This is a genomic window from Bacillus sp. 7884-1 (genome assembly GCF_002272245.1).
Taxonomy (GTDB): Bacteria; Bacillota; Bacilli; order Bacillales; family Cytobacillaceae; genus Neobacillus.
In genome coordinates, this window is the sequence record NZ_NPDD01000201.1 from 1 (window position 1) to 12,028 (window position 12,028).

The window sequence follows — 12,028 nt, forward strand, 5'->3', positions numbered from 1 at the left end:
CCTTCCACACAAATCAACAGAGTTCTAAAATCAACATTTGTCCTTTACACAGCATTTATTTAAGCTTCCTTGGCTTCGGTTTCGCCTAGTAACTGCTTATGCTTTGCTGCTGCATTCACTTGTTCATCTGCGTGGTAGGATGAACGAACTAACGGTCCAGCTTCACAGTGACTGAATCCTTTTGTGAGGGCAATTTCACGTAACTCTGCAAATTCCTCTGGATGATAGTATTTTTCAACCTTCAAGTGACTTTTAGATGGCTGCAGGTACTGACCTATGGTCATAATATCCACATTATTCGCTCTTAAATCATCCATAACCTCGATAATTTCTTCTTTCGTTTCACCTAAGCCGACCATTAAGCTAGATTTTGTAGGAATGGTTGGCTGCATTTCTTTCGCTCTGCGTAAAAACTCTAGTGAGCGGTCATATTTTGCTCTTGCTCTAACTCTAGGTGTTAATCTTTTCACCGTTTCAATATTGTGATTTAAAATATCAGGTTTAGCATCCATTAACAGCGCTAGATTTTCTTCTTTACCGCCCATGTCTGATGGCAGGACTTCAATACTTGTAAAAGGGTTTTTTCTTCTAATGGCTCTTACGGTTTCCGCAAATACAGTTGCACCGCCATCTTTTAAATCGTCCCGTGCTACCGCAGTAACCACGACATGCTTTAAGTTCATTAATTGAACAGAGTCTGCTACGCGTTCTGGCTCTTGCAAATCTAATTCTGTTGGTAATCCTGTTTTAACTGCACAGAAACGGCAAGCACGTGTACAAGTATCACCAAGAATCATAAAGGTAGCCGTTCTTCTTTCAGCCCAGCATTCGTGAATATTAGGACAGCGCGCTTCTTCACAAACAGTATGTAAGTTTTTTTCACGCATCATTTTTTTTAAGCCTGTATAATGTTCATTCGTATTTAATTTTATTTTCAACCAATCCGGTTTTCTTAAGTATTCTGCATTTTTACTCAAAACTTCCACCCCTATAAATCAGTTTGCTCCTTGTCACTTTACCATACTTTTTGCAACAACAACAAGCAGACTAGCTCTATCAACTTTTTTTCCAATTATTGACCATTATGAAATAGCCTAGAAATCATAAACTAAAGACGTACAATATTCGGAAGGAGGATTCCTGTGCGGGCATTTCTGATAATTGGAACTATCCTCTTATTAATGAGCAGCATATCTCCCAGGGATGCTCATGCTAAAGGTCCTGATGAGTATCAGGAAAGAATGAAGCTATACAAAAAAGTGGAGACACTCACACAAATTCCTTGGTATTATTTAGCAGCTATTGATCAATACGAAAGGAATATCCGTGCGGTTCGTAAAGACTTACCCAAGGCAGAAAGTGTGATTGGCATTTATTTTACTCCAGAGAAATGGGCTGGGCCTACCAATCCAAATCCTGCCGAAGAAAACCCCGCAATTATCCAGTTTTTTAATGGTATGGGTGTGGACGGTGATGGAGATGGTAGAGCCAGTTTAAAGAGCGACGAAGATGTTTTATATGCTTTTGCCAATTATCTACTATCGTATGGAGTAGATCATGATAATATTAAAATCGGTTTATGGAATTATTATCATCGTGATAAAACAGTTGGCATTATTGCGGACAAGGCGAAAGTGTACCGGCATTTCGGCCGGTTAGAATTAGATAAACATGTATTCCCGATGCCATTACGAAGCAATCACAGCTATCGCAGTACCTGGGGTGATGCCAGGGGTTGGGGCGGCAGAAGGATTCATGAGGGTACCGACATTTTTGCGGGCTACGGAGTCCCTGTCCGGGCTACAAACTATGGAATCGTAGAAATGAAGGGGTGGAATAAGTTCGGCGGCTGGCGAGTTGGAATACGTGACATTAATAATACGTATCATTATTTTGCTCACCTTAGCGGTTTTGCTAAAGATTTAAAAGTGGGTCAAATCGTGGAACCAGGAACGTTAATTGGCGGTGTCGGCAGTTCTGGGTATGGACCTCCTGGGACATCAGGTAAATTCCCTCCCCATTTGCACTATGGGATGTACAAAGATAATGGCTATACAGAATGGTCCTTTGACCCTACACCACATTTAAGATTGTGGAAACAGCAGGAAAAACAGGCATTAAAGACTAAAAAATAATAAGGACTGTCCAGTGACAGTCCTTTTAACGTTCTGGCTGCGGTATTTGAATAGATGGTGTAATTCCACTGCCGCCATTATTATAAAATTGCGGAACCTCACCTTGAATTAATCTACCACCCACTGGAATATTCTGCTCTAATTTCGTAATTTCCGTTGCAAACGGGGTAATGATTTGCACCGAAACCTCTAAATGGATTGCGACATCAATCCATGTATTATTGATTCCCATTGGTTTAGGATTAATTTTCACATCTGGCCGTACTTCACCAATTGCATGAAACCTTACAGGTATTTTTGGGCCTAAATTTCCTAGCAAAGCCATATTCGTTGCTTGACCAAGCGGAACATTCCAAACAATTCCATCCTGCTTCTCTGTATTTACCTCAATATCAACATCCGTTAATTTCTCTAAGGAATCCAGGTCGCCTTTTTCTGCTGCATTTAAGTTTTTCTGTATTTCATTGGTGATCTCTGATAATTTTTGATTTATCACTTCCGTTTTTAAACTTGCACTTGGCTGAGCACCATTTTGACCGGCCTCAACAGCAATAACATCTCCAACTTCTACTGTTTTTTTGTTAATTGCCTTATTAATTACTTGGGAGGCAATTTGTTTAGTCTTGGATTCCGCATATCTCATTAAGGAAGGTTCAATTCCTTTGTTTACCAGCCATATTCCAAGTGCAGTAGACAATAGAAAGAAAACAAATGATAGGAGCATGACATATCTGAAAGGTAACGGTCCTCGTTTCCGGGCACGTACACGAAACTTAGCCAAAAAAAATCCCCCCTTACATGCTATATGTATGCTTCTTAAAGGAGAACTAGCCTATAAAATTAAAGAAAAGCCTGCATAAGGCTGTGCAAGCTTTTTAAACCATTTTTAACAAGGCCTCTTTCCCAAGCATTCCTTTTGTTATTCCTATGCTTTCTGCCTCGGTTGTTACTGACTCCATTGGTGCATTTAGGAGCTGTTCAATGGTTTTTACTCCTACCGCTCTAGCGGCTATAATTTTTCGGTCCTTCAGCTTTTCGTTCAATAATCCAACATCTAAGGCACCGCACATTATATATCCCTTATCATTGCTTACAGTAAGCAATGTTGTTTTTGGTAGTAAGACAGTAACAGCCAAGAACGTGTGACCATTAATCTCTACCGGTGATAGCTCAATCAATTTACACACTCCTTTCCTCACTAACAATTTATGAAAGAGAAAGAAAAAGCGTGTATCTCCTTTAGGACTACTTTTGTAATTTCCATTTTAATATGTCTCGTAAAAATTCAGGAAGGAAGTATTCCTTTTCCTTATTCGGAAAAACGTTTTTAAAAAAATGTCCAAAAGTAAACATATCTGGAATGGCAAGAGAGTAGATCTGATTTAGATCCAGTTCATGACCATTTATATAAATCTCATTGTTTTCTATAAAAGTAATCCGATCGTAAACACTTGCCCCCATTACTGTGCCTCTAAAACCAAGCCCAATAACTTGCCGATTGGCCCAGTCAACTGACTTTGTTTCATTTATTACTTCTTTTAATTCACTGCCGGTAAGTTGAATTTTACAGGGATTGATTGGATGAGGACAAATCGACAGCAAATCATAGGAGGTTACCTTCCTAGATAATGGACCCAAAATAAGACCTGCATTAATAAAGGCACAATCTGCATCGCACCATTCCCTTATTGCTTGGCATAAAATCTGAGACAGCTCAGTGGCTTGAAAGGGATCATGGATGTATTCCTTAGGCAGGATAGTAATTTTTTGATTTAGCAGCTTCTTCCCTCTTCGGTAAATCTCCTTAGAAATTGCTCTCTCATCTTGTATAGCTGGGAGTTCCAAAACATTATACAATTTCGCCTGTTTACTACAAATATTTTTATTAGCTATCTGGAGCGTTACATGTCCGACAAATCTGCCATGCTTACCAGCTCCAGCAAGCAATGTCTGTCCCACCTGCTTTCCTTCAGGAAGGGTATGGTGGGTATGACCGCCAAGAATGACATCTATTTCTGGATATTCGATTGCGATTCTTTCATCGTGGGTAAGTCCAAGATGGGAGAGCAGAATAATGACATCCGATTGATCCTTTAATGTTTGTATCCACTTCCCCAACTCCTCAAACGGCTCAGTCAGATGCCAGCCTAACAGGTCATAAAGAAGCGAAAAATAGGCAGTTAATCCAATTACACCAATCCGTGTTCCCTGTTTTGTATGATAAATCTTATATGGTTTAAGCCATGTAGGATGCTGACCAAGCTTGTCATAGAGATTAGCCACTACAACATCAAATTCACTTTTGTCATACAGATGATTAAGCACTTCATAAGGAAAATTGATTCCTTCATTGTTACCAATTGTCACAGCATTATAGCCACTCTCATTCAACAGTTCAATATTTCCCTGTCCCCCAGTCCCCTCTGAGAGTGGGTGCCAGCGATCAATAAAGTCACCTATGTCAAAAAGGAAAAAATCTTCTCCACCCTCTGCATGATGTGTTCTTCTGCTTTTTAAAAAATGCTGAATTCGCGGCCACCTTTTTAAATGGCTGTGAAGATCATTTGTATGATAGATATGGATCATTTCCATGGATGTTTCGCTTCCTTTTTAGCCAATAATGCCTTGATAAATTAATCGTATGCCAACGATGATTAAGATGGTGCGTAATAATAAAACAATTGTTTTGCTTTTTAGTTTGATGTTTAAATAGACGCCAACCTTTGCACCAATCCATGCTCCTGGAACTAAAGCCAATGCAAGCAGCCAGTCCACATTTCCAAGGGTGATATGGGTAATGGAGCTAAGAATGGATGTTGGTAAAATCATAAACATGGATGTAGCTGTTGCTACATGGGGTGGAAAGAAGAATAGCAGAATCATGGTCGGAACCATTAATGACCCGCCGCCAACGCCTAGAATCCCTGATAAAAATCCAACAATAAATGCAATAATAACTCCCATTAAAGGGTTAAAGCCATACTCAAAGATTTTTCCTGAGTTATCCGTAAAACTTCTGAAAATCCCCTTATCTCTCCGGTATGGAATCGGTTTTAGTTTATCTTTTAATAATAGAATACACGAAACAAAAAGAATAAAAATGCCAAAAAACAAATTGAATGATTTTAAATTTAATATTTCGGTAACCCATGCTCCTAGAATACTGCCTGGTCCACTGCCAATCAGAAAGATTAACCCGCTTTTGTAGTCTACCGTTTTATGTTTCATATAAGCTAACGTAGAAGAAAGCCCGGTAAAAATCATCGTGAAAAGTGAGGTACCCACAACAGTCTGAGGAGAAATATAACCAAATGCAGATAGAGACCCTAAAAAGAGTAAAGAAGGAACAATGACGATACCTCCGCCTAATCCAATTAAGCTCCCTAAGGAACTACCTGCAATTCCTATTAATATTAATACAATCCATTCCATCATCTTTCTCCCTTAATTAAAATAGATCCAGTTGTCTAGGAGCAAGGTCCTCATATTTTAAATCTAAAAGGGTAATCAATTCTTTCGCGTTATCTGCCGCATCCCCGCCGGAATTGTTGTTAAAAAGAACATAGACGGTTTGGGATTCCTTGGATAATCTCCGGATTATGTCTGCCCATTCTTGAAGTTCTTGTTGATTGTAGCGATAGAGGTATCGAACCTCGCGCCAATTCTCCGCATTACGTTTTTGCCAGCCATGGACGTTACGTCCGTGAAATCGAATGAGAAGGTTTTCTGGATCGATAGCTTCTACTATCGCTGGTATGGAGCCCTCACCTGATTGTGGTTCATCACAAATACTATGTATCCACTTTTCCTCTTTCATAAAATCAAGTGAATGCTGGCGAAACCGGGGTGTAAACCAGGATTGGTGCCTGAATTCAAGTGCGCAGGGTATATCTCTCATTTGCGCTTTACACCATCTTAAATATTCGACATTCTCCCGTTTACAATCAAACCATGGCGGATATTGAAAAAGCACCATTGCTAATTTATTTGCTTCTATGTATGGTTCTAGTGATTCTTTAAAGGCTTGAAACATTTCTTTGTTAGTCGCAAAAAGGATATCACCGCGTTGATGACCTGTCATTCCTTGGTAGGCTTTTACAATGAACTGAAACGATGCAGGGGTATCATTAACCCATTTTGCTGCATTCCTCTTGGGCTGGATGGCGTAGAAAGCCGCATCCACTTCTACTGTCGGAAAATGACCAGCATATTCTTTTAACTTATCTCGGGGCGGGGTTTGACTTGGATATAAGCTGTCATGATCTCCCCAACCTGTAACACCAATATAAATCAACCCCAATCACCTCCACCACTAATAATAGCATAACCTAATTTTCAAACGTATTTCTAGCGCTATGTTTATATTTCCTTATCAACCCTATGAGTGACCACTATTCCCTTTTTAGCAAGTTCTCGGGCTCTCATTGTACGAATACCAAAAAAATCCGCCTGCCAAAATGGCAAGCGGACCAAAATATTATTAACCGATAGAACCTTCCATCTCGAACTTGATTAATTTTGATTAAAACTGCATTAAATGATATATATATAAATGCGGCAAAAGCTTGAAATAAAGCCATTTTTTAAAATAACTTAAAATACAAAATAAATTCATTCCGGCATGATTTCGGCACGAAATCGGTATGGTGCCGGCAAGTGCTAATGCCGCATAAATAAGGCTTTTTCCAGGTTTCAAAATGCAATTATCAGCACTTATGGAAAGATGGTAAAATGAGAACCCACAGACCACAATCTGTGGTTCTTTTCATATACTGACAAATTTTTCAGCCCATGCCTATATTGACGAATGGTCAAGAAGCCAAACCAAACACAGACGTGTGATAGTAATCGTAAGAAAGATGATAATTAACCATCTCTGATTCACGGGCAAACTGCACCTTTTAGATCGTATTTTTTGCTGTCTTTTATTTATATCTTAAATATGAAGAAACTGGGAGCAATATATATGTTTGGTGCTCAAAAGTAGTCACAGAATACATCATGCCGCCTATTCATTTTGAATAATAACAAAAGAAAATAGGATTAAAAAAAGTCTTTAAATCAACGTTTTAATACGCTACGACTAAATACATTTAAATATGACAAAAACAGATAGCACACAAAAAAGCTAATCTCGCTAAATGTAACGGGTTCGGTTTTGAAGTACAAAATGTCAATTGGCAGCAAAAATCAAAATAGAATTAGCAACCGAATTAACAAGCAAAGTAAAACAAGAATTGGTATAAAAATGCTCGGAACATTAAGCTCTGAGCATTTTTCTATATATCGTCTTATTGAAATTACTCACAATCTTGCTTTCAACAAATTGGACGTTAAACATCATATTGTATGGATAGTTCTCTTAATACCTTTACCGTTGCTACGCCTTCTGCAAATTTTCCAAACCTTTCTACTTCAACCAATGCTTGCCCGAACTTTCTATTATGACTATGTACCGAGAATTTGCTTCAAAGTCTCCAAGATGACTTAAACCATATACAGTTACAGTTATTTCCTCCCATTACTCTAACTGGACGAGAAATTTCTCTTGTCCCTCTTGCCATAAGGGAGCCTTTTAAACTGCTATAATTTAATCCATCTAATATACCTGCTCCTATGCCCATAACATTTTTTGCAGCAGCTCTCCCGCCTTTATACGTTTATGCGAAGACATGCCAAAGGTCCGCCGAACGACGGACCTTACTTCATTCTTTGTTACTTCAATTGGACATAAAACTTTGATTCAAAAACACCCTCATTTTCATATTTTTATGGCAAATAAAAAGACACCTTCACATTAGAGGTGCCTTACATTGGTAATTCAACAATAAAAGTAGACCCTACTTTTTCTATACTATTCACAGTTATATGCCCACCATGTAGATTGACAATGGTTGCAACAATAGATAATCCTAAGCCTGTTCCCTCAATGGTTCTTGTTCGTGCCATATCGGCTCGAAAAAAGCGATCAAATATTCTTTCTAATTCCGTAGTATTCATCCCTATTCCTGTATCCTCAAAAATTACGAAAATCGACTGTTCTCTTTCTTCTATTGAAATTTCTATAGTACCATTCAATTTATTATATTTAATGGCATTTGAAAATAGATTATCCCAAACAGTATTCAGTAAGGATGGATCACCGATCATTTCTATATCTGGTAAGGAGTAGCTAAGCATTATACCTTTTTCACTTACTGTCCATTGAGAGTTTCGAATCAATTCCTTTAATTGTTGGCCAACGTTAAATAACTTTTTTTCCATAATATCCTCATTTCGATCCAAAGAGGCAAGAAGCAACAATTGTTTTGTTAAGGTAGAAAGCCTTTTAATTTCACTGTTGATGATGGAAACATATTGAGTTCTTTTTTCTTTACTTATTGCTTTATTGTCCAATAAATTCGTATATCCTTTTATATTAGAGAGAGGTGACTGTATATCATGAGAAATATTCGAAATAAATTCCTTCCTCAAGTCATCCATTTGTTCTAGCTTTCTAGCCATTCGTAAAAAACTCTGGGAAAGTTCCCCTAGCTCATCATGACGGGTAATATCCAGTTCTACATTAAAATTACCAGTTGACAGAGACTTTGTTGCTTTAGTTAGGTTGGTAATAGGTCTTACTAAAAATTTAGTATTAATAACAACCATCACGATGGTCAAAGTAATCGATAATAGTAGAATCCATCCAAATAAAATGTGCATTTCGTTAAAAAGAAATTTTATGTCTGGTCTAACAAAAAGAGCATAGTTTGTTCCGTTATGTTTCAATGGAACACCAATCGTATTCCTTAGTTCATTGGCAAAAAATCCTGTCACGAATGTTTTTTGAGGAAAGTGAAGAATACCGTGGAAAATATCTCCTTTTAATACTCTCTCTTTAGATGAAACAGAAAGACTTTTGTCCCTAAATGGTTCACCAGAAAATAGTTCATTCCCTTGGTTATCTACTAGGTATATTTGATAACCAACCTTAGAAATACTTTCTAAATAATTTTTCAAGTCGATATTTGGGTGCTCATTAACGAAAGAAGCAATATCTAGTGCGATTTTTGTGTTTTTATTGTCATTAAAAGGCTTCAGCTTTTGTTGATAAATGATATTTGAGATGAGAAAAGCAATGATAAAGCTAATAAACATCATACCGATGGTTACAACAATATACTTCGTATATAGAGTTTTCATCTACGTTGAACCTCCAATAAATATCCAACCCCACGTACAGTTTTAATTTGGAAATCATCTGTTAATTTAGAAAATCGTTCTCTTAATCTTTTTATATGAACATCTACTGTTCTTTCATCTCCTTCATAATCCATACCCCAAACTTGTTCAATTAGGTAATATCTAGAAAACACTTGCATCGGTTTAGAAATTAGAAAATATAGAAGTTCAAATTCCTTTAACGGTAAAAGTAAGGTTCGTTTCCCAATTTGAACTTCATAGTTTTTTTTGTTTATCGTTGTATTTCCTACCCGTAAAATGGATTCGTCTGGTCGATACTCATATCGCCGTAACAAAGCCTTTATACGAAAGCTTAATTCCTTTGGTTCAAATGGCTTGATTAAATAATCATCCGTACCGGCTTCATAGCCTAGCTCTTTATCCTCAATTTGATTTTTAGCTGTTAAAAGGATAACGGGAATATCATACAGTTTTCGAATTTCTTTCGTTAGTGCATAGCCATCCATGAATGGCATCATCACATCGACTACTGCTAAATCACAAGCTTCGTTCCTAAGTATTCCTAAAGCTTCCATTCCGTCTTTTGCTTGGAATACTTTATAGCCTTGATCAAATAAGTGAATAGCTACAAGCTTTAATATATTGATATCGTCATCAACTATTAAAATATTTTTCATTTATGTTTTCTCCTAGTCCTCTAGCTTTAAAGCTTTGCCTCTAACTAAGAATTTTATCATCTCCTTGCAAAACCTGTCCATCGCTCATTTTAATGATATGATCAGCAAATGCAAGCATTTCTACGTCATGTGTAACCATTAAAGTCGCAATGTTTAGCGTTTTAGTTAAATCTCGGATTAACGTCATAACCTCTTTAGACCTTTTAGAATCCAAACTTGCAGTTGGTTCATCTGCGAAGAGCACTTTTGGTTTATGGATAATAGCACGAGCAATGGCAACCCGCTGCTTTTCCCCACCGGATAATGAAGATGGATAGGCATTTTTCCGATGATCCAATCCCACTAATTTTAGTATTTTATCAATTTCTTTTTTTTCTTCCCATTTCTTTATTTTAGATTCAGAGACATCCAACATTAACATCAGTTGCTCTTCTACAGTGAGAAAAGGAACGAGATGGGCAAATTGGAAGACGAAACCGAATTTACGTGCCCGTATTTTTCGAACTTGTTCTGAATTCATGGCAGTGATATTATTCCCTTCGAATATGACTTGCCCTTCTGATGTGGGTTGAAGTCCTGCCGCTATAGTTAGAAGCGTACTTTTACCAGACCCTGAAGCACCTACTAATGCTGTTATCTCACCTTCTGTAAGATAAAGATTAACTCCTTTAAGGATTTCTTCCTTCACTTCACCATTTGTAAAGGTTTTTCTAACATCATCTATTGTAAATATTGTCATATTAAACCTCTCCTTGTTGGATCGCTTGTAATGGTTCAACTTTTTTGATCTGTATCCCTGAAAGTGTTGCTCCAATAAATCCAATTAATAAGAAAATGAGCGACAATTGTACGGTTGTTACATTGGTTAAACTAAAAGGCATTCCTTCAGGTGCAATCATATTAAAAACTTGACTGAGTGAAACAGATATACTGAGAGCAATTAGTGTTATAAAAACCATCTGGGTCCACATCATTTTGAACAAAGCACTTGTTTTAACACCGAGTGCCTTAAGAATGCCATATAACCCAATTTTTTGAACGTTCATCATGTAGAAAAAGATCGCAAACAACATTCCGCTAATGACAACTAAAAACCATACAATCATATTAAGGGTCATCTGTTCTGCGTTATAGCTCGGAATGGTATGAAGAAACTGTTTCTTCGAAAATGATTGTAAACCAGCAAAAACTTGTGTTGATTCGCCTCCAGGTATGAAAATTAATTGCATTTCATCTGTCCCGTAAATTTCTTTGTAGTCCTCTATATTAATATAAGCGACAGGTGCATGGCTGAATTTCTTTTGGTCAACAAAACCTTTTACAATAAAGTTTCCACTGTATTGATTATTAGTTAAGGTATCTCCAATTTGTATTCCTTTTTCTTTCAAAGAGCGATCGACTACAATTTCCCCTTCATTAACATTTTCAAATAACTTTGAATCGGTCGATGTAACAAATGCGACACTTCGTTGCTTACTAGCACTATCATTCAAAAATCCCATTTGTATGGAAAAGGCTAAAGCCTCTTTTTGTTTGTTTAATATATTATTTTGGGTACTGCTATCTATTCTTGAAAGATTAATGGTTTCGTCTGCATCTTCACTCATATAAAATTGTCCCTTTGGTAAATCTTTAATTAATGCAGCATTATCTTGTGATAAGCCATTTGCCAAACCAGCTATAATAAATGTTAATAAACTAATTAGAAAAACGATCGAACCTAAAATCAAAAACCTTACTTTATTTTTTTTTATTTCTTTCCAAGCAATGTTCATCAAAACTCCTCCAATCTCTTATTAATTCTTAGTTTATAATCGGTATATGAACAGATGATGAACAGGAAATTACATTTGGCGGGAAATTTAAATGATTTTTAAGTAGAGGGTTTCATAGATGGTATGTAAAAAGCTGAGATGTGCGTAGGCAGATAAAGATTGATTCTGAAACCAAAAAGCAACAAATATACCATGTTTTGATTAGAAACAGTATATTTGTTGTAAAATTGTATTTATAGAAATTAAAGAAAAGGCT

At 36.9% G+C, this 12,028-nt stretch carries 11 protein-coding genes and 1 pseudogene; 1 reads left to right on the plus strand and 11 read right to left on the minus strand.

The features are described 5' to 3' along the window. Positions 1-59: 59 nt before the first annotated feature. Complete coding sequence (gene lipA / locus CHI06_RS22355) at positions 60-977, minus strand: lipoyl synthase (RefSeq protein ID WP_095250775.1); 918 nt, start codon at positions 975-977, stop codon at positions 60-62. Positions 978-1,181: 204 nt separating this feature from the next. Between lipA and CHI06_RS22360 the strand changes: the two genes are divergently transcribed. Then, entirely contained in the window at positions 1,182-2,135 is a 954-nt protein-coding gene (locus CHI06_RS22360) for a M23 family metallopeptidase (RefSeq protein ID WP_095250803.1), read from the plus strand. A 25-nt stretch (positions 2,136-2,160) separates the two neighbouring features. On the opposite strand, the gene yunB is transcribed toward CHI06_RS22360, so the two are convergent. From yunB to CHI06_RS22410, 10 genes and pseudogenes are all read right to left on the minus strand, one after another. Next, a complete protein-coding gene (gene yunB / locus CHI06_RS22365) occupies positions 2,161-2,916 on the minus strand; it encodes a sporulation protein YunB (protein WP_095250776.1) in 756 nt (251 codons plus the stop codon). Between the two features lie 94 nt (positions 2,917-3,010). Then, complete coding sequence (locus CHI06_RS22370; RefSeq protein ID WP_095250777.1) at positions 3,011-3,313, minus strand: YunC family protein; 303 nt, start codon at positions 3,311-3,313, stop codon at positions 3,011-3,013. Positions 3,314-3,380: 67 nt separating this feature from the next. After that, entirely contained in the window at positions 3,381-4,727 is a 1,347-nt protein-coding gene (locus CHI06_RS22375; protein ID WP_095250778.1) for a bifunctional metallophosphatase/5'-nucleotidase, read from the minus strand. Between the two features lie 18 nt (positions 4,728-4,745). Further along, the gene (locus tag CHI06_RS22380) at positions 4,746-5,567 is read right to left on the minus strand and encodes a sulfite exporter TauE/SafE family protein (protein WP_095250779.1); all 822 of its coding nucleotides are present in this window, start codon (positions 5,565-5,567) and stop codon (positions 4,746-4,748) included. A gap of 16 nt (positions 5,568-5,583) precedes the next feature. Next, the gene (locus CHI06_RS22385) at positions 5,584-6,429 is read right to left on the minus strand and encodes a DUF72 domain-containing protein (RefSeq protein WP_095250780.1); all 846 of its coding nucleotides are present in this window, start codon (positions 6,427-6,429) and stop codon (positions 5,584-5,586) included. A 1,174-nt stretch (positions 6,430-7,603) separates the two neighbouring features. Next, positions 7,604-7,765, minus strand: a pseudogene (locus CHI06_RS30750) (hypothetical protein); the annotation flags it as partial. 178 nt (positions 7,766-7,943) lie between these two features. Then, positions 7,944-9,320: a sensor histidine kinase gene (locus CHI06_RS22395; RefSeq protein ID WP_095250781.1), complete on the minus strand. Its 1,377-nt coding sequence runs from the start codon at positions 9,318-9,320 to the stop codon at positions 7,944-7,946. Continuing rightward, on the minus strand, positions 9,317-9,997 hold the full coding sequence (locus tag CHI06_RS22400; RefSeq protein ID WP_095250782.1) for a response regulator transcription factor: 681 nt from the start codon (positions 9,995-9,997) through the stop codon (positions 9,317-9,319). The genes CHI06_RS22395 and CHI06_RS22400 overlap by 4 nt, the downstream gene beginning before the upstream one ends. Positions 9,998-10,037: 40 nt before the next feature. After that, positions 10,038-10,736, minus strand: a complete 699-nt coding sequence (locus CHI06_RS22405) for an ABC transporter ATP-binding protein (RefSeq protein WP_095250783.1) — start codon at positions 10,734-10,736, stop codon at positions 10,038-10,040. Between the two features lies 1 nt (position 10,737). Further along, positions 10,738-11,772 (minus strand): ABC transporter permease, encoded by a 1,035-nt coding sequence (locus CHI06_RS22410; protein ID WP_095250784.1) that lies wholly within the window; start codon positions 11,770-11,772, stop codon positions 10,738-10,740. Between the last annotated feature and the right edge of the window lie 256 nt (positions 11,773-12,028).

Bases quoted from the DNA above. Each gene is read 5' to 3' on its own strand.
- CHI06_RS22360 (WP_095250803.1), top strand. From the start codon at position 1,182: ATGAGCAGCATATCTCCCAGGGATGCTCATGCTAAAGGTCCTGATGAG.
- CHI06_RS22375 (WP_095250778.1), bottom strand. From the start codon at position 4,727: ATGGAAATGATCCATATCTATCATACAAATGATCTTCACAGCCATTTA.
- CHI06_RS22380 (WP_095250779.1), bottom strand. From the start codon at position 5,567: ATGGAATGGATTGTATTAATATTAATAGGAATTGCAGGTAGTTCCTTA.
- CHI06_RS22395 (WP_095250781.1), bottom strand. From the start codon at position 9,320: ATGAAAACTCTATATACGAAGTATATTGTTGTAACCATCGGTATGATG.
- CHI06_RS22400 (WP_095250782.1), bottom strand. From the start codon at position 9,997: ATGAAAAATATTTTAATAGTTGATGACGATATCAATATATTAAAGCTT.
- CHI06_RS22405 (WP_095250783.1), bottom strand. From the start codon at position 10,736: ATGACAATATTTACAATAGATGATGTTAGAAAAACCTTTACAAATGGT.
- CHI06_RS22410 (WP_095250784.1), bottom strand. From the start codon at position 11,772: ATGAACATTGCTTGGAAAGAAATAAAAAAAAATAAAGTAAGGTTTTTG.